At 46.5% G+C, this 18,434-nt stretch carries 17 protein-coding genes, 1 tRNA gene and 1 pseudogene; 12 read left to right on the forward strand and 7 right to left on the reverse strand.

Features of this window, described 5'->3' with window-relative positions; genetic code table 11:
* Window positions 1–15: 15 nt before the first annotated feature.
* Window positions 16–228 (reverse strand): hypothetical protein, encoded by a 213-nt coding sequence (locus QUA04_RS14810; protein WP_333258104.1) that lies wholly within the window; start codon window positions 226–228, stop codon window positions 16–18.
* Between the two features lie 286 nt (window positions 229–514).
* Here QUA04_RS14810 and rpmH point away from each other — a divergent pair, with 286 nt between their 5' ends.
* From rpmH to QUA04_RS14860, 10 genes are all read left to right on the forward strand, one after another.
* On the forward strand, window positions 515–652 hold the full coding sequence (rpmH, locus tag QUA04_RS14815; protein WP_006632320.1) for a 50S ribosomal protein L34: 138 nt from the start codon (window positions 515–517) through the stop codon (window positions 650–652).
* Between the two features lie 42 nt (window positions 653–694).
* Window positions 695–1,099, forward strand: coding sequence for a ribonuclease P protein component (gene rnpA / locus QUA04_RS14820; protein ID WP_333258105.1), 405 nt, complete (start codon window positions 695–697; stop codon window positions 1,097–1,099).
* Window positions 1,071–1,463, forward strand: a complete 393-nt coding sequence (locus tag QUA04_RS14825; protein WP_333258106.1) for a PH domain-containing protein — start codon at window positions 1,071–1,073, stop codon at window positions 1,461–1,463. Before rnpA ends, QUA04_RS14825 begins: the two co-directional genes overlap by 29 nt.
* 203 nt (window positions 1,464–1,666) lie before the next feature.
* Complete coding sequence (gene yidC / locus QUA04_RS14830) at window positions 1,667–2,815, forward strand: membrane protein insertase YidC (RefSeq protein ID WP_333258107.1); 1,149 nt, start codon at window positions 1,667–1,669, stop codon at window positions 2,813–2,815.
* 11 nt (window positions 2,816–2,826) lie between these two features.
* A complete protein-coding gene (locus QUA04_RS14835) occupies window positions 2,827–3,300 on the forward strand; it encodes a R3H domain-containing nucleic acid-binding protein (RefSeq protein ID WP_333258108.1) in 474 nt (157 codons plus the stop codon).
* Window positions 3,301–3,397: 97 nt separating this feature from the next.
* The gene (locus QUA04_RS14840; RefSeq protein ID WP_333258109.1) at window positions 3,398–3,910 is read left to right on the forward strand and encodes a YceD family protein; all 513 of its coding nucleotides are present in this window, start codon (window positions 3,398–3,400) and stop codon (window positions 3,908–3,910) included.
* 18 nt (window positions 3,911–3,928) lie between these two features.
* Window positions 3,929–5,437 carry an AAA family ATPase gene (locus tag QUA04_RS14845; protein WP_333258110.1) on the forward strand — a complete coding sequence of 503 codons (1,509 nt, stop codon included), beginning with the start codon at window positions 3,929–3,931 and terminating at the stop codon, window positions 5,435–5,437.
* 260 nt (window positions 5,438–5,697) lie between these two features.
* Complete coding sequence (locus tag QUA04_RS14850) at window positions 5,698–6,159, forward strand: SH3 domain-containing protein (protein WP_445242329.1); 462 nt, start codon at window positions 5,698–5,700, stop codon at window positions 6,157–6,159.
* Window positions 6,160–6,617: 458 nt separating this feature from the next.
* Window positions 6,618–6,794, forward strand: a complete 177-nt coding sequence (locus QUA04_RS14855; RefSeq protein ID WP_006632312.1) for a hypothetical protein — start codon at window positions 6,618–6,620, stop codon at window positions 6,792–6,794.
* 525 nt (window positions 6,795–7,319) lie between these two features.
* Entirely contained in the window at window positions 7,320–8,897 is a 1,578-nt protein-coding gene (locus tag QUA04_RS14860) for a peptidoglycan-binding protein (protein WP_333258112.1), read from the forward strand.
* Window positions 8,898–9,074: 177 nt separating this feature from the next.
* Here the strand turns inward: QUA04_RS14860 and QUA04_RS14865 are convergent, their stop codons facing one another.
* The 3 genes and pseudogenes from QUA04_RS14865 to lipA form a co-directional block, all read right to left on the reverse strand.
* Window positions 9,075–9,602 carry a transcriptional repressor gene (locus tag QUA04_RS14865; RefSeq protein ID WP_006632310.1) on the reverse strand — a complete coding sequence of 176 codons (528 nt, stop codon included), beginning with the start codon at window positions 9,600–9,602 and terminating at the stop codon, window positions 9,075–9,077.
* 357 nt (window positions 9,603–9,959) lie between these two features.
* Window positions 9,960–11,225, reverse strand: coding sequence for an RNA polymerase sigma factor SigC (gene sigC, locus QUA04_RS14870; RefSeq protein WP_333258113.1), 1,266 nt, complete (start codon window positions 11,223–11,225; stop codon window positions 9,960–9,962).
* A gap of 1,026 nt (window positions 11,226–12,251) precedes the next feature.
* A pseudogene (lipA, locus tag QUA04_RS14875) lies at window positions 12,252–13,127 on the reverse strand (lipoyl synthase); the annotation flags it as partial.
* A 91-nt stretch (window positions 13,128–13,218) separates the two neighbouring features.
* On the opposite strand from lipA, the gene QUA04_RS14880 reads away from it, so the two are divergent.
* A tRNA-Pro gene (locus QUA04_RS14880) sits at window positions 13,219–13,292 on the forward strand.
* Between the two features lie 479 nt (window positions 13,293–13,771).
* Complete coding sequence (locus QUA04_RS14885) at window positions 13,772–14,893, forward strand: EAL domain-containing protein (RefSeq protein WP_333258114.1); 1,122 nt, start codon at window positions 13,772–13,774, stop codon at window positions 14,891–14,893.
* Between the two features lie 169 nt (window positions 14,894–15,062).
* On the opposite strand, the gene QUA04_RS14890 is transcribed toward QUA04_RS14885, so the two are convergent.
* The 3 genes from QUA04_RS14890 to QUA04_RS14900 form a co-directional block, all read right to left on the reverse strand.
* Entirely contained in the window at window positions 15,063–15,938 is an 876-nt protein-coding gene (locus QUA04_RS14890; protein ID WP_333258115.1) for an SDR family oxidoreductase, read from the reverse strand.
* Window positions 15,939–16,109: 171 nt separating this feature from the next.
* On the reverse strand, window positions 16,110–16,895 hold the full coding sequence (xth, locus tag QUA04_RS14895; RefSeq protein WP_333258116.1) for an exodeoxyribonuclease III: 786 nt from the start codon (window positions 16,893–16,895) through the stop codon (window positions 16,110–16,112).
* The gene (locus QUA04_RS14900; RefSeq protein WP_333258117.1) at window positions 16,892–18,298 is read right to left on the reverse strand and encodes an NB-ARC domain-containing protein; all 1,407 of its coding nucleotides are present in this window, start codon (window positions 18,296–18,298) and stop codon (window positions 16,892–16,894) included. The genes xth and QUA04_RS14900 overlap by 4 nt, the downstream gene beginning before the upstream one ends.
* Between the last annotated feature and the right edge of the window lie 136 nt (window positions 18,299–18,434).

The raw sequence follows: 18,434 nt of genomic DNA on the forward strand, positions 1-18,434 counted from the left end.
TTTTTAAACTACGACTCATAAACGCACCATACAAGCTATCTCTCTATTATATGCAACTTCACATAAAATTGGTATAAGCTCACAAATGAAATCAATCCCCATATCCCGATCTTGTTGAACAGGATGAACATTACAAAACTTAGTGAAAACTGAATTAAGAAGGTCAGCAGCACTTACACCAATTCTCTGAGCGTCTGTACGTTTAGGTAAATTAGGTAAATTTGTCATTGCGGTAATGGAGCTTTTTTCACAATTTTAACTAAACCGCTATCTAAGGCGAAAGCAAATAGGAATAGAAATACTTTAAGTAGAAGATGGCTTTGTCTGTGTAACTTATAATTGTATCGCCGTTTCGGTATAATACTTAATATAATACAAAAATACCGCAACTTCACTCTTACTCTCAATACATATCAACTCAGAAAAATCTTATTGCCAAGAAAACCACTCTATGGTAAACTAGAAGATTGTGAATATTAATCAAAAGTAAAGTAACAAGCCGGGAGAAATCAAAATGACACAGCAAACCCTGCACGGAACCAGCCGCAAAAGAAAAAGAACATCCGGTTTTCGCGCCAGAATGCGTACCGCAACCGGTCGATTGGTAATCAAAGCTCGCCGCAGCAAAGGTCGCCACCGCCTCGCAGTCTAGCACTGCATCAAGGTTGGGAGGCCTCAACGATCGCCCTACGCCATGTTGCCCGATACAAACCGACTTAAGCACCGAAAAGACTTCAGCGCCGTATACCGCAAGGGAATTCGCCGTAACTCGGCCCATTTCAGCTTAAGAGCTCTGCGTAAACCAAAAAGCGCCGAATTTGCGAAACCAACAGCCGAAAAATCCTTGCAACCCACTCGCACAGGCATTTCCATCAGCCTGAAAGTCAGCAAACGCGCTGTAGTCCGCAACCGGATTAAGCGTCAGATTCGGGCAGCTTTGCGACACCTATTGCCCCGATTAAAATTCGGGTGGGATTTAGTAATTGTCGTGCGTCCGATCGCACAAGAGTGCAATTATGCAGAAATTCTGCAAGAATTAGAGCAGTTGTTGGTAGAAGCCGAGGTACTAGATGGGAATTCGAGAGGAAGTATATTATGAAGGCGGCCCCGCGCCGGGAGACTTGATCCTCAATTTACTCTTGGGGCTGACTGTGGTGGGAATCCCCCTAGCAGTAGGAGCAATTGTCCGGGCTCTGTGGCTGCGATATCGGATCACGAGCCGCCGAGTGTCCGTAACTAGCGGTTGGATGGGGGGCGATCAGACAGACGTTATCTACTCAGATATAGTCAAAATCGTCACAGTACCTCGCGGTTTCGGGACTTACGGAGACATGGTGCTCACCATGAAAAATGGCAGCCGCTTGGAACTCAGAGCTATGCCGAAATTTCGAGCAATGTATGACTACATTAACGAAAAACTGCCTGCAGCAGCTCAAAAAGCAAACGCGGCCCAAGCTAAATAACCGAACCGCTTCGCCCTCAAATCAGGGTAAAGTGAGTGCGAGTATTGGCAAACTAATTACAACAAACCCGCAGACCGGGCGGTAGATCGACGGGCAATGTCCTAAGATAGAGACAAAACCCTGAAAATTGAGGCGGCTCGCGTTAAGCGGGTAAAAATAGTTCTCAACAGCAAACATAGAGCACCTAAATTAACTCAAAGCGAATGGATTTCGGTATCTCGTTTCTCTCCAACAACCTCATGCTCCCGATCCTAGATTTTTTCTACGGGATCGTGCCAAGCTACGGTTTAGCGATCGTAGCTCTGACGCTCGTGATTCGCTTTGCTCTTTATCCTCTCAACGCAGGCTCTCTTCGCAATATGCGGCGCATGAAAGTAGCGCAGCCATTGATGAAAGAGCGAGTAGATCAAATTCAAAAACTCTATAAAGAAAATCCTGCAAAACAGCAGGAGGAAATGAGCAAAGTATACAAAGAATTTGGTAATCCTCTAGCAGGATGCTTCCCGTTGGTGCTGCAAATGCCAGTGCTGTTTGCACTGTTTGCAACGCTCCGGGGTTCGCCGTTTTCTGACATAAATTACAGCGTCAACGTTCAAGTTTTGCCGAAAGAACAAATCGAAACTGTTCAACCGCAAGCTTTTGCTACACCGCCACAAAATATTTACGTCACAGGTACTTTTCATGCTCCAGTTGTGGGCGTAATTCCAGGCGGCGACAAACTCGCAGTCGGCGACACAACCAAGATTAATTTTCAAACCCCAGAGGGCAAACCTCTCAAAGTTTTAGCTGCAGAAAATAAGAGCGAAATCGACTTTGAACCCGGCTGGAAAGTCATCAAAGGCGAAGATCTGATCAAGGTAGATGAACAGGGAAACATCACGGCATTAGCGCCCGGTGAAGCCACAGTTCAAGGTACAATCCCCGGATTGGCTACTAACAAAGGATTCCTGTTTATTGAAGCCCTAGGCCGCGTTGGCGCGATCGACCCAGACGGTACAATCCACTGGGATATTTTGGTGATGATCCTGGGCTTCGGCATCAGTTTGTATATCAACCAAACTCTTTCGGGACAAGCACAAGGACCAAACGACAACCCCCAACAGGCTACAGTCAACAAACTGACGCCAGTCATATTTTCAGGGATGTTTTTGTTCTTCCCGCTGCCCGCCGGCGTGTTGATGTATATGCTCATTGCTAACATCTTCCAAACAGTTCAATCGTTTATTTTGTCGCGAGAACCGCTGCCCGAAAACCTCCAAAAAATAGTGGACGAAGCAGAGGCGAAAACCAAAAAAGAACAAGGATTAGATGCCCTTCCCTTTGAGCCAAAGCGTGCCAAGAAAAAGGCTTGATTTTAACAACAATGAAAGACTCTAAAATGCAGCGCGGACAGCAATGGTTAGAAGAATTGTTACAACTGTCCGCCCTTCCGTCAAAAGTGGTATGCGAACAACAAAAAGATTGCTATTGGATGACAATAGATGAAAGCAATCTGACTCCAGAACAAGTTGCAATTTTACTCGGGCCTGACGGTAATGTAATAGATGCCATTCAGTACCTCTGTAATACGGTTCAGAATATAGGTCAGGAAGTAGAGGAGTCAATTCCTTATACAGTTGAACTAAATGGCTATCGCATCCGCCGCCAAGAGGAATTGCGATCGATGGCAGAGTACGCAGCATATCAAGCGCGATCGACGGGAGTTGAATTTGAACTCAAATCGCTGTCTTCGGCAGAACGCCGTCAAGTCCACAGCTTTTTGAGCGAATGTGAGGATATAGAAACTTACAGTCAAGGACAAGAACCAGATCGGCGTTTGGTCGTGCGGCTGCGCTGACGCTAAAGAGGGAAGAAGGAAGAAGGAAGAAGGAAGAAGTTAAAAATTAACTATTCCTTTTCACCTTTGAATTCAAGAAGTAGGAAGGCAAAAGATTATGGAGACAATTTATATCCCTCATCTACTCACAAAAACAGAGCGGAAAGAGGTCATTGATTTTGAAGAATTTATCCCCGACTTAGAAACTCTTACTCCGGTGCGAGGGCGACTGCAAGTGACTCACCAAGGGAATTATCTTGAGGTGAAGGCGAAAGCAGAAACAATTGTTACTCTCACCTGCCACAGATGCTTGAAACAATACAATCATCGTTTGGCACTCAACTCATCTGAACTAATCTGGCTCGAAGAAACAGCAAATCAAACAGATTCAAGTTCAGCAGAAATAGAAGTTGCTTTAGAAGATTTGGTGGAAAATTTGTCCCCAGGTGGCTATTTCTCTCCGGGCGATTGGGTGTACGAGCAAATGTGTTTGGAACTGCCGCACAAACAGATATGCGATACTGAATGTCCGGGAATTTCTTTAACTGATGATGCAAATACAGAAAGCTCAGAAACAATCTCAGACAGTCGCTGGGCGTCTCTGGAAGCACTTAAACGGCAATTGCCTTAGTCAGTTGAATAATAACTAATGACTATTTTTAGCGACGAGTTTGAACTACTGCTGCGATCGCGCTACCCCCTCATTTACATTCCGACACGGGAGGAAGAGCGCGTAGAAGCGGCGATCGCCCAATGCGCCAAAAAACAGGGTTCTCGCGCTGTCTACATCTGGGATTTTGTTGATGGCTACCAAGGCAATCCCAACGATGCCGGTTTTGGCAAGCGCAACCCGCTGCAAGCTTTGGAATTTCTCGAAAAATTGCCCGCCTCCGCGCCGGCAATTTTTATTCTGCGCGACTTTCAGCGGTTTTTGGAAGATGTCTCGATTTCCCGCAAGCTGCGGAATTTGGCGAGACTCCTCAAATCTGTGCCCAAAAATATTGTCATCGTATCTCCTCTAATTTCGATCCCGGAAGACCTCAGCGAAGTGATGACAGTTTTGGAGTTTCCCCTGCCTGCGGCGGCGGAAATCAAAATAGAGGTAGAAAGGCTATTAGGGGCTACCGGACAAGCCATTGAAGGGCGTTTGCTGGACGAAACAGTGCGCTCCTGTCAAGGGCTGTCGCTCGAACGAATCCGCCGAGTTTTGGCAAAGGCGATCGCCACCAGAGGCGAACTCCATTCCGACGACGCGGAACTCATTTTAGAAGAAAAGCGCCAAACAATTCGCCAAACTCAAATTCTGGATTTTTACCCAGCCCGCGAAAATATTTCCGATATCGGCGGTTTGGACAATCTCAAAGAATGGCTGCTGCGGCGCGGCGGTGCTTTTTCCGAACGAGCCCGCCAATACGGTTTGCCGCATCCCAGAGGTTTGTTGTTAGTCGGAATTCAAGGAACCGGAAAATCCTTAACAGCAAAGGCGATCGCCCACCACTGGCATTTGCCTTTGCTGCGGTTGGATGTCGGGCGCTTGTTTGCCGGATTAGTCGGGGAATCTGAATCCCGCACCAGGCAAATGATTCAGCTAGCGGAAGCTTTGGCCCCCTGCGTGCTGTGGATTGATGAGATTGACAAAGCTTTTTCGGGATTAGACGGTAAAGGGGATTCCGGGACAACCAGCCGGGTGTTCGGGACTTTTATTACTTGGTTGGCCGAAAAAACTTCGCCGGTGTTTGTGGTAGCAACAGCCAACAACATCCAGTCTTTGCCGCCAGAAATGCTGAGAAAAGGCAGGTTTGACGAAATATTTTTTGTCGGTTTGCCCAGCCAGGAGGAACGGCGGGCGATTTTTGAGGTACATTTGTTGCGGTTGCGATCGCACAGCATCAAAAATTACGATGTAGAGCGCTTGGCTTACGAAACTCCAGATTTTTCAGGGGCCGAAATCGAGCAAACTTTGATTGAAGCAATGCACATTGGGTTTAGCCAAAATCGAGACTTTACAACAGATGATATTTTAGAATCAGCTAGTCAAATGGTGCCCTTAGCCAGAACGGCTCAAGAACAAATTCAGTTTCTCCAAGATTGGGCCGCTGCTGGGAAAGCTCGCCTTGCTTCTAGATACGGCAGTCTGAGCCGCCGGATTCAAGGTTAAGCTTTTGAAGTCAGTAGTCAGTAGTTAGTAGCCAGTTGTCAGTTGGCAGTTACCAGATTTTACTCAACATTCAGCAGTCAACATTCAACAGTCAACAGTCAACCTTCTTCCTTCTGCCTTCTGCCTTCTTGCTCCTTTCCTCTGCCTTCGGCCTTCTTCCTCCTTCCTTCTTTCTTCTGCCCTCTTCCTTCTACCTGACATCCGTTACATCCGTTACAGAATCCGTTGCCGAACTTCCTTCTTCCTTCATTTGCGGTTTTATGAACAGTGTATATAGCGTTTTCAAATTTTTAGTGGGTTTTCTGCTCGCGATCGTCCTGATGGCAGGTGCTAGCGTGGCTGCTGCACTTTACTTTGCGGCTAAGCTAACTACTGTGCCCGAAAAACCTGTTTTTCCCAACGACAAAACACCAGCTCAGGTTGCGGGCGCTGCGCCGCAGTCAACAGCCCAGGCTAGCCCTGTTTCTACATCTAGCGATGCCCCGTCTCCCAAACCGCTGGAACCGGGAGCTTACCGAGCTCTGGTGACTCAGCCGATCGGCTTAATTCTCCGGGATACAGGTAGCCGAGACTCGAACCGCATTGGCGGTGTTGGTTACAAGGAAAGAGTCGTAGTTTTGGAAGAGTCGCCCGACAAAGAGTGGCAGCGAATTCGGATTGAGGATGACAATCGCGAAGGTTGGGTCAAAGGCGGCAATACTGAAAAAGTTGAGGGCGAATAAAACTTAGATAGTAGTTAGACAACAAATATACTCATCTCATTGTGAGGGCAGCCAAGCAATCGCAGTGTGAAAATTGTTCACCAACGCCGGGTTTTTTCCTTTCTATTGTTGGCAATAGGGATAAACACATTTATTTGAAAAAGTCAAGTTAAATTTATTTACGATAGTTGAGATTGCAGTTTGATGCGCTGAGACTGCAGGTGCGATCGCCTCTGCAAAATCCTGAATTGGACATAAAAGCCCAGCAGACAAAAGGTTTCAAGAGCTAAAACTCAACATAAAAACTCGAAAATACATAATCCTAACTTAGGTTATTCAGGAGAGTATGTTAAGAAAATTAGCAAAATTTTAAGGTTAGTTGCAAAACGCAGGCTGTTGTCACCGCCGCAGAGGCAAGAGTGGTAGCTTGGATTACAAGATGTAAGTTTTGAGCTTAACAGCTACCAACAATAAAAAATATGTACGACAAACGTCCCGATCGAGATTTGGCGACTGCTGCTGTTACTGCGGCTTTGGGAGCTGGGGTCGTTACCTCTTTTGCGGTTAGCAGAGGGCAAAACCCGCTGGTAGCCATCGCAATTACTGTTTTTGCAGCGGGAGTAGCTGTAATTTGCGATCGGTTCGGCTTAATTTAAGCGATCGTAGATTTTTTAATACAATGTCAACTTATCAAAAAATCCCCGCCCTATTTGCAAATAGGGCGGGGATTTTTAGTGGCTAGTTTTTTGGTTAATCAGCGCTACTTTCCTAGGCGCATTGGCAACATGAAGAAGTCGCGTTTCTTAACAAAAAACCTGCGATTTCAGGCTCTTTACCAGACAACAAATTAAGGTGATGACAGCCTGCGCGCAAGTCTGGTGGTAATTTCTGCTGCAGCCAGATAAAATATTAGCCAGCACTACCCCAGAACTTATTCTCTTTCTGCCTCAAAGGCTAAGATGTGCCTGCAAACTTTTTTGCTGAGTCTCGCCTCTCTAGAAGCAGCGATGCTATCTTGGTTGTTACCTGTAATTATTTTTGACGGTAAATTTTTTATAAAAACGGGTGCTTCGCGCTTTCCAGGTAGAACTTAGCGTTGATAGAATCAAAGCCAAGCGTGCCAAAAATCATTTTTGGCAGTTTGCTCACACAACCCACCCACAATTTCACACTAAAAAATTATGGAATCTCTTGCTTACCTCGAACTTGCTCTTGTTTGCGAAGCACCCGCAGAGTCGAAAATTTTGGATGAGCCCAAGTGGCAAAACCTATCGAGTCAGACTTACGTCCGTTTGCTGTCTCTGGCTTTGATGCTGTCGGTTTTGAGTGCAGCCGGTGCGACTTTTGCTCAAATAGATCCGGTTTATCCGAATGTGCGAGCGGTTCAAGACAGGTTGCGGGATCTCGGCTATTTTCCCCGATCTTCGACTGGTCAACTCGGCCCGGTTACTAAACAAGCTCTGACTAACTTTCAGCGAGACTATCAACTGTCGCTGAGTGGCAGGCCCGATCGAGCTACTGTGATCGCACTCAACAGTTTGGCCAGGGATGACGATCGACCTTTTAAAACTATTTATACCAATTATCGGGAACTGGGTTTTGGAGACGCGGGTGCAGATGTTTCGGCTCTCCAGCGCAGGTTGAAGCAGCTAGGCTACTTCAGCACGCATCCCACAGGGAGTTTTCGCGAAGTTACTCAAAATGCGGTTAGATACTTCCAGCGAATTAATCGACTGCGGGTGACTGGAGTTGCCGATAGGCAAACTTTAGCTTTGCTGTTTGGTTCCACCAGGCCCGTTCCCCCCGTTACGCTTCCTGGGAATATTTCGGGGAATGGCGGTTGCAAGGGGCTGCGGTTCGGAGACAGAGGGGCGACGGTAGACTTGATCCAGCGGCAATTAAAAGCTTTGGGCTATTTTGAAGGTGGCGTTGACGGCAAGTTTCGCGAACGCACTCTCTACGCTGTGACTCGTTTTCAGCAAGATTACAATCTCGTTTCTGACGGCTGCGCTGATACTGCTACTTTGACGGCTATCGATGCCCAGATGAGGCAAGCTGAAATTACCTCAGGGACTGAAAAAGATGACCAACAGAGTAATGCCGGAGATTTTCTAGAGTTGGGCGACAGAGGCAGACAAGTAGAATTTGTGCAGCGGCGGCTGCAAGAATTGGGTTATTACAGGAGCCAGATTCACGGTTGGTTTGATCGACCAACTCAAGCAGCTTTGATCCGCTTTCAGAGGGATAGCGGGCTGTTCGGGACTGGAAGGGTCGATCGCAGCACTCGATCGGCTTTGCGGCAAGGCAACAGGCAGGCAGAAGCACCTGTGCCGCAAATCGCCACTGGTCTGCGACGGGGCGATACTGGGCCTGCTGTCCGACAGCTTCAGTCTGCGCTCAGCAGTCTGGGCAAAAACCCCGGCCCAGTGAACGGAGTATTTGGAGCGGAGACCGAGTTTGCGGTGCTGTCGTTTCAGCAGGAACGCAATTTGTCACCGGCGACGGGTATTGCCACTCCGGCGACTTTGGCTGCGCTCCAAAACGGATTAGCTGGGCGGGTAGCTGTTCCTGCTGTTCCCATTAGCACTAGCTTGAACTCTCGATCGAGCATTCAGCAATTACAAAGGCGGCTGCAAGACCTCGGCTTTTACACAGGCTCGATCAGCGGAGTTTTGGATACTCCGACGAGAGACGCCCTCGATCGAGCTCAGCGCAGTTACGGGGTCAGCAGCGACGATTTGTTGAGCCAAACTTTTTAGCCCCAGGCTTGCGGACCCTACATCAAAGAAATCGGGTTTCTGATTTCGGACTCATTCCTGAAATGATGTATTTTTCTTAAGAAACCCGGTTTCTGCGTAACTGTGATCGCACTTGGGCTACCGATTTTTGTTAAAACTTGTAACAAGCTGTACTTAAAATGCGAAAATAGTGTACTGTCACTCGATTGAATCCGGGGCGCTGCTGCCGTTCTGGGCGATCGACCTCGGACAAGACCAATTGCTGGAAACCAAAGACGGCCATCCCATCCGCAAAGCTTCGTGGCACACCGTATGAATGGTTAGCTGGCAGTCTAGCAGGTGCAACCCAGACTTTTCAGCTTGCTTCATGCCAATTTTCAAAATCGAATCGTTGTTAAATTCGATCGTTCTGTTGCACTGAACGCAGACTAGGTGGTGGTGGTGATGCGGGTAAGGCTGGTTTATTTCATAGTGTTTGTGACCTTCTGCTAGTTCGAGTTCGCGGAGGAGGCTCATCCTTGCCATTAACTTTAAAGTTCGGTAAATGGTGGACAAGCTAATGTTTTCTCCGCGATTTTTTAACAAAGTGTACAAATCCTCCGCACTTAGGTGATTACCTTTGGGGAGGTTCTGAAACACGTGCAAGATGGTTTCCCGTTGGGGAGTCATCCGCCAGCCTTTGTCATTGAGTTCGGATTTGAATGAGGACGCGGTATAAAGTGCCATAGTGACCCTCTCAAGAAAGTCTGCCTATTGACAATAATACACAACGATCGAGATATTTTGCAAATATCGCAGCTTATTGAAAAAAGATTGAGGAAAAAATTTGGTTTTTGATATTTTTTGACTTTTAACAAGCTTTATGACTGAAAGCATCCAGGATACAAGCCCCGGATTTATCCGTGGGATCAATGCTTCAATCTAAAATCTAAAATCTAAAATCTAAAATCGATTGACTTGCTGCAGAGGACAGAGAAGTTGTTTAGAAGTAAATATTGTTACTTCTGCCGAATGCCTCATGCCTTCTGCACAAGTGCCAAATGCCTTGCTCCCTGATTAATCGCGCTAACTGACAGATCCAATTTAAGTCAGAGACTCCAGATAGTCGCGGACGCGGTTACGACGCTTGGGTTGGCGGAGTTTTTGCAAAGCTTTGGCTTCAATTTGGCGCACCCGCTCGCGGGATAAGTCGAGGGCGCGACCGATTTCTGCCAGCGAATAGGGGTGTCCGTCACCCAAACCAAAGCGCATCAGAATTACATCTCGCTCGCGGCTGGTCAAATCTGCCAGCAGTTGCTGCAAGTCGCGGTGCAGAGCTTCTCGCATCAGCATTTCTTCTGGGGAGATGCTGTCGGTTTCGAGCAAGTCGCCTAACTCTGTATCTTTTTCGTTGCCCACTTTAGTTTCCAAAGAAACAGAACGGGGAACTCGCAGCAAAACTTCTCGGACTTGGGAGGTCGTCATGTCCAACTCGACAGCGATGTCTTCGATCGTAGCTGTCCGACCTTTTTCTTGAGAAATTTTGCGCTGGGCTTTTTTGATTTTGTTAAGTTTTTCGGTGATGTGGACGGGGAGGCGAATGGTGCGGCTTTGAGTGGCGATCGCCCGCGTAATTCCCTGCCGAATCCACCAGTAGGCATAGGTGCTAAACCGATAGCCCCGCGTCGGGTCAAACTTTTCTACAGCTCGCTCCAGTCCGAGAGTACCTTCTTGTATTAAGTCGAGCAATTCTAAACCGCGATTTTGATATTTTTTCGCCACCGAAACCACCAGGCGCAGGTTCGCCTTAATCATGTGGTCTTTAGCTTCGACGCCTTCAGCTTGAATTCTTTCGATCATCTCGACCGTCATCTCGGCTAACTCGGCCCACTGGCGCTTGCCTTCGGACATAATTCGCTTGAGTTCTGGCACGTCATCGACACCGGCGGTTAATGCCCAGCGTTCCAGGGAAGGTTTATGTCCCAACTGTGCTGCTAACCGATCGCGCACTTCTATTAAATGCACAAAGCGCCCAATTAGCCCTTCTTCCTGGGAGGCGACGGTGTTGCGTAATTCCAGCAATTTGATATAGCGCTGAACTTTTTGAGCTTCCGAGACTTCTTCGTCTCTACCCAAGAGACGAACCCGACCTATTTCTTGGAGGTACAGGCGCACTAAATCTGTAGTGCGACGGTTGGCATTTTTTTGCAATTTGGCTGCTGGGTCTGCATCTTCTGTCTCTGCTGGGTCTTGGTCGAGCAGTTCGTCTCCAGCTTCTTCAGCATCTTCATCCAACACATCACCTTGCAAGGGATTGACTCGCAGTTGTTCGTCGAATTCAGCTTCAGCGTAAAAAGAGGTGGCTGGCATAGTGATTTTCTCAGTTGCTCCGGGTGAAAAGATGCTACGCTTAGCGGTTATTTATAATTAAGATGCCCACTTGGTTAAGACGAAGCATCACCGCTTTGTGTTTCTTTACTAACTTTCCTGACTTTTCTGCTGTTGGAGAGATCGAACTTTTGCTGCCCCACTTGTTTTACCAAGATTCTGGAAAACGCTAAGAACTTTCTGATGTAACAGGTTGAAGGCCCGAAAAGTCTGTTGTACTTCTTTGTTTATGTAGCTAGTATAGATAGTGACTGGCTAGAAACAAGTGACGTTAGTCAGAAGTTAAGTTAATCTTCATCACCAATAAGCTGGTTCCCGATCACTTCGGAAAATTAGCTATTTTTTTAATAAAACTTTATATAACTCGGCGCTCTTGATTAAATACGCTGCTGCGAGCGCAGAAGTTTAATCCATTACAGCATATGAGCTTCAGAGTTGCTATAGTCCGCAGTACCGAGTTATTGACTGACGCAAAAACCGGGTTTCTTCCTCAAATTTCTGGATTAAAACCTAGAAGTTTGAGCAAGAAACCCGGTTTCGGGATCTCTTTTGCCTAAGTCGCGACTTTGAGGCGGCGATCGGCTGATATTTTTTTTGCCGTTGGCCATTGGTAACAAGTTAAGCTAAGAAAGCATTTGTCCATCAGCAACTAGGCTCAACATTTACTCTGATTTTGGGCATAAAACTGAGATGGGGGCGATCGAGGAATCATTCCTCCCATTATATTTATACCTACTCCGTCTCAAATCGTAAATTTTCCACTCCTAAAAAAGCAGTTTTTTTGAGTAGTATTACTGATTGACAAATGCAATTAAGTCTTAACTTGTCACCAATGGCTGTTGGCTGCTGCTTCCCGCTTAACATCACCCTCCGAACACCAGCATCTGAAACCGGTTTTTTTGCCCAAGGCCTGCATATCAAGCGCAGGTTTTTCCTCGCTGTTACCGGGTTGATCTGGTTTTAGTGAGAATGGTGCGATCGGGCGGGAGTCAACTCAAATTAAAATGGCTAGCGTGGGTAAAGTTTCATCAGTTCCCTCACCTGTTCGGCGTGATAGGAACTGCGAGTTAAGGGAGAAGCGACAACTTGCAAGAATCCCAAAGATTCGCCAAACTTTCTCCAAGCATCAAACTGTTCTGGAGGCACAAAGTTTTCTACGTTCAAGTGCTTTTGAGTCGGTTGCAGATACTGTCCAACTGTTAAAATATCGCAGCCGACAGCCCGTAAGTCCTCCATCGCCTCTCGAATTTCGGCGTCTGTTTCTCCCAGTCCCACCATGATGCCGGATTTGGTGTAAACCCCAGGTGCGAGTTCGCGGCTTCGCTGCAATAGTTCCAAGGTGCGATCGTACTTTCCTTGCGGCCGCACCTTGCGGTAAAGTCGCTTTACGGTTTCGGTATTGTGGTTGAGTACCTCTGGCCGGGCTGCGAGAATGATTTCTAAAGCCTGCCAGTTGCCGCACAAGTCGGGAATCAAAACTTCTATAGTTGTATCGGGCATCGCCGATCGCACTGCTTGAATGCACTCGACAAACTGAGACGCGCCCCCATCCGGCAAATCGTCCCGGTTGACAGAGGTAATCACTACGTGGTTGAGTTTGAGCCGCTGCACCGCTTGCGCCAATCTTTGGGGTTCTGTGGGATCTAATGGTTGGGGCTTTTTCTCAAAATCGATGTCGCAGTAAGGACAGGCGCGGGTACAAGCCGGGCCCATAATCAAAAATGTAGCAGTACCTGCGTTGAAGCATTCGCCGATGTTCGGACACGACGCCTCCTCGCAAACCGTATTCAGGGATAAATCCCGCAAAATTTCTTTGACGTTGCCGACGCGCTCCCACTGGGGGGCTTTAACTCGCAACCACTGGGGCTTAACTGTCACGTCTGTCTCCGCCTGAGTAGTATTTTACAAATCATTATATACGAGGTTGCTAAATTTTAACTTGAATGTGATACCCTTAAAATATAGTGACTAATTTCGGGATGTAGCGCAGCTTGGTAGCGCACCTCGTTCGGGACGAGGGGGTCGCAGGTTCAAATCCTGTCATCCCGATTATAAAATTAAATTGGATATGCCCCAACAAGTGAGTGTGTTTTGGGCGATCGTCCGGGTGTGTATATTTGTGGTACGCATAAATTAGTCGATGGGGCGATTCCCTACGGGGTAGCTGCGCTTCACGGGCGTGTTAATTTGCCTTTACCAAAAAATCAACTGTAGCGACTGTTTTGGGCAGATGGAATTAGAGAATAAGGCGTAAAGAATCAGAGCAGCAATAGAGAGTAGAGAGCAAGTCTTGGCGTTCTCACTCTGTGAGGGTTTGGGACTGTGTTTAATAACACGTACTTGCTCAATGCTGAAAAATTTTGCTAAGGTTTGAAACCGAAGGCAAGTATACATACTGCAATAATTCTTAAATACAATTTTATTAAATTTTACATCTTCAGATATATGTATTAATAGATGAATGAGCTTATAATAAGATTTAATTGCTAGCTGTTATCAAATTAACCCACAAACCGGAGGATATTCCAATGCAAAAAAGTGGCAAAGCCTTCGGCTCCTGCTCTCGCTGCGAAACATTACCCGCCAGAATAGAGGGCAGGGGAGGTCTATACCTGTGGTTTCCAGTATCGCACACCCTGACCAAGGTTATTTCTGCACTAACCAAGGCTGAACTTGAATTCCGGCTGTTAGAAGAGAGCAAGTGTTTGTACATTATGCTTGAGGGAATAGCCAAAGAAAAGTTTAACACCCTAGCATCATCGGCGCTGACAACTCAAGAGTTGAAAGAGACAAAAGTTTTGTGGATGCGCGAAGTTGAACAGCCACAATTCAGCGATTTTTATCGCAGCACTTCCTTAGACTCTTTTATTAATTTGAGTAACTCGGATTGGCTGTTAGATTTATTGTCCGAAGAACGCATTACTACACATTTTCAGCCAATTGTTTATACCTCAGATACTTCTAAAATTTTTGCCCACGAAGCGCTGCTCCGAGGAATTGACGAGCAAGGAAACTTAATTTATCCGGGTCGGATTTTTTCCCAAGCAGAATCAGCAGGCCTAATTTTTCAACTAGATGTTTTAGCCCGGACTCGCGCTATCCGCGAAGCCCATGTTTACGATATTAAAGAACTACTTTTTATTAATTTTTCTCCCACTTCAGTTTACGAGCCCGCTACGTGCCTGCGAAGAACTGTACAGGCTATTGATGAAGCGGGAATTCCTCACAGCAATATTGTTTTTGAAGTAGCGGAATCTCAGCATCCTCCTGATATCGCTCACTTGATTAATATTCTAAGGTTTTACCGAGAGGCGGGATTTTTAATTGCCCTGGACGATTTTGGCAGCGGTTCTTCTAATTTAAATTTGATGCACCAACTGCGTCCAGATTTTATTAAGTTGGATATGCAATTGATTCGCAACGTCCATCAAGATTATTATAAGGCACTCATTACGGAAAAGATGTTAGAAATTGCCGCTCAATTAGAAATTAAAACTGTTGCTGAAGGTGTGGAAACTTTGGAGGAGTTTGAGTGGGTGCGGGAACGGGGAGCAACTTTGGTTCAAGGTTATTTGATTGCTAAGCCGACTTCTCCCCCGATCGCCGCTACGAGCTATATTGGTGCTAAACCACTACCTATTTCTGCTTAAATGGTTTCCAGTTGCGATTTGGCACTAGATTTTGCTCGTTTCCATGCACGGTCTGGAGACGCATATAGGAATGCTCTGTCTCCATTAAAATGAGACAAGAGTTTGGAGGCATAGCCTCCCGATATTCATTACCAGGCAGAGCCTGGTAACGAGAATTACTAGCAGCACTTTAGACGCTCAAATTGCGCCGCAGAAAGCTTTCTAAGGATTCCATTCTGATGCCATAGGTTGATTCCAAGTTTTGCACTTCTTCGGGAGTGCAGAAATACTCGTTACCCAGCAATACCCGCAAAGTTCCTAAGTCTTTTTGAGCTTGAGGATTCAATAAACCCAAGGCATTTCTCAAACCGTCAAACACAACCAGCGGCGGGTTGATTACCATCGGTTCGCGCTTGAATATCCGTCCGAAAATGCGGGGAATGTCATCCCTTGTCAGCACATCCGGGCCACCGACTCGCAGAATTTGGTTGCGGGCGCCTTCGACTGTTGGCGAGTCGGCGGCAATCTTTGCTAAGTCGTCGGTACTGACAACAGAGGTGCGGTTTTTGCCGTCGCCAATCAGCAGGTAAAGTCCGGTTTCTCGAAATCTTTCTGCTAGCGGTAACAAGCTGGAAGCAAAACCTGCCGGCCGCAAGATTGTATAATTCAATCCGCTGTTTTGCAGGTATTTTTCTACTTCTCGCTTGGCTTTGAATACTGCGGAATCTTCGTATCCTCGATCGACTCCCAGTACCGAAATAAAGACAAAGTGCTGCACTCCCGCTTCTTTGGCGCAGTCGATCAATTCTATGTTAGCGCGGTAGTGTACTGCTTGAACGTCGCCGCCGGTACCGTGGCTGCTGATGATGTACTGCACTCCTTGGCAGGCTTTTTTAATATCTTTGTCTTGTTTTAAGTCGCCGATAAAAATCTCGGCGCCTCGGTTTTCTAGTTCTGAGTAGCGAGATGCGAGGCGAACGAATGCGCGGACAGGCTTCTCTTGCTGTCTGATTTCTCGTACAATTCGGCGGCCTAGTGCGCCTGTTGCTCCGGTTACTAAGAACATGATTTTTAGTTGTTGGTTGTTACTTACATATTGCACTTTTCTCAATAGTAGGCAAGATGCCTGTTCCACAAAGATTGAATTTTCTTGTGGGGTGGGCATCCTGCCCGCCCATCCCAGGCTTATTGAGAATGGGGCAAGATGTCAATTGTTATTAACCTTATAACTTATAAATCAAATTTCGACAATTACGGGGGCGTGGTCGCTGGGTTTGATTAATTTTCTGGGAGCAATGTCTATTGTACAGTTTTTTGCTTGTTCGTACAGGGGAGGGCTGAGATAATGGTGGTCGATTCTCCAGCCGTTGTTGCGTGGAAATGCGGCGGCGCGGTAGTCCCACCAGCTATAATGACCTCCTTCTGTGGTGAATTTGCGAAAGGGGTCGTTTAATCCTAATTCTATGATTTCTGTTAGTGCGAGGCGTTCGGCAACAGACAAGCCGACAGAGTTAGCATTGGCTGTGGGATTGTGGATATCTCGATCGTCCGGGACGATGTTGAAGTCGCCGCAAATGCACAATTTGGGGGATTTATCTAGTGCTATTTTGAGGTATTCTTGCAGCAGTTTGAGCCACTTTAGCTTGTACTCATATTTCTCGCTGCCAACTTCGGAACCGTTGGGAACGTATACGCAAATAATACAAATATCGTCTATAACCCCGGCTATTAAGCGTTTTTGTTCGTCAAAAATACCTGTGGTTTCGTCGCCGAGAAGGGGGGCAAATCCGGTGCTGATTTGCGTTAGGGGCGATCGGCTAAAAATGGCTACGCCGTTGTAGGATTTTTGACCGGAAATGTAGCAGTTGTAGCCGATGTTGATGAAGGGTTCTAGGGGGAAGTCTTTGTCTGTAACTTTGGTTTCTTGGAGGCAGAGAACGTCTGGGGAGTTTGTTTGCAACCAGCTAGTAACGTGTTCTATGCGGGTGCGGATTGAGTTGACGTTCCAGGTGGCGATTTTCATTTTTTGTTTGTTATATACTCTCTGATTACTGGCCCGATCGTAAAGTGCGATCGCCCATTTTGTTTTACTGTTTCAACTAATGACCGTCGTCCTAAAGATTGCATGACTTTCAAGAGTTCTGGCGGTGATAGTTGCAGGTTTTCTGGTATTTTTGAGATGTCGGCTGGTTCGGGGGTATTGGCTAGCCATGCGATCGCCTGTTGTTCGGGTGCGGTTAGGCGATCGAAATGCTGGTGCAGGAGTGATTCTAAGTCTCCTAAGAATAGGGTATCATAGGAGAGGAATTCGGAAACGCTACCGCCGAATAAGTCTTGAATCAATGTGGCAACTATATTTAACCATAAGGGATTGCCTCGGTAAAGGTCGATCAGTTCTGACCATTTGTCCGGTTCTGCTAAACCTTTTTCTCTGAATATTTCTTGTGCTTCGGGGCCTAAACCGTTGAGTTGCAGCGATTTACAGGGGCGGTTTTCGCCTTCTAAGGCGGCGATTTCTCTGGGTTTTTCCCAACTCAGGAGGATTAAGCAACTGTTGTGGGATGATTCTGTTATTTGTTTGAAGAATGCGCCGTAATTTTCATATCCAGGTTGGTAATTTCCTGCGAGTTGTTGGCTGCTGAAGATGGTTTGGATATCATCGAGGATGATGAGACAGCGGTGCGATCGTAAATATTCTAGTAGGGGCAATCCCCCCGTGGTTGACGTTTCTTCGGGATAGGGAACGGGTACGGGGGCACCGCCCCTACAGAATTTAATTAAGTCGGTTTGGAGTGATGCGAGGGGTGGAGAGTTGCGGAGACTTCGCCAGATAATGTAATCGAATTCGTGTTGAATTTGTGAGATTAGTTGGAGAGTAAGGGCGGTTTTGCCAATACCGGATAAGCCTAAAATGGTGATGAGGCGGGTGCGGCCTAAAATCCAGTTTTCGAGGGTGGTGAGTTCGGATGTGCGGTTATAGAATAGGTTGGGTTCTGGTGCGTCAGCTAAATCTAAATGTACTTTATGTTCGGAATTGCTTGTTTTTTCGTTAAATTTATTCTTGTCTTGCGGTTCAGATTGTGAGACTTCTGGGGAGGGCAAACTTTCAGAAGAGATGTTGCCAATATGGATACAGCCATTCCCGACGAGTGAGACAATATTAGAAGCTTGTAAATTTTCCAGTTTGGCTCTAAAATTTGCTTTAGATACTTGTTGCTCACCTAATGCAACTGATAGAAGTTTCCATAATTTAAAGCCAACTTCTTTAACGTATTTCTCTGAACGGTTGTAATGCTGTGCAATTTCTTTATATTTCTGATTGTCCCAAGCACCGCGTAATATAGCTTTTTGCAGACTATCTAAATGTTTTCCCGTAGTAGTCAAAGCTAGATGGTCAACAAATTCTAAGGCTTCTTCAACGTCCATCGGTCAGGGAGATGCAAGGGGTTGACCTGATTGTAACCCAACTAAATATGACTTTTTCGCTACCAACCAACTAAATGTGACTTTTTATGACCTAGTTGGGATGGAAAACAACTACTAAATATGACTTTATATGGCT

The sequence above is a fragment of the Microcoleus sp. S13_C5 genome, from assembly GCF_036700845.1.
Lineage (GTDB): Bacteria > Cyanobacteriota > Cyanobacteriia > Cyanobacteriales > Microcoleaceae > Microcoleus.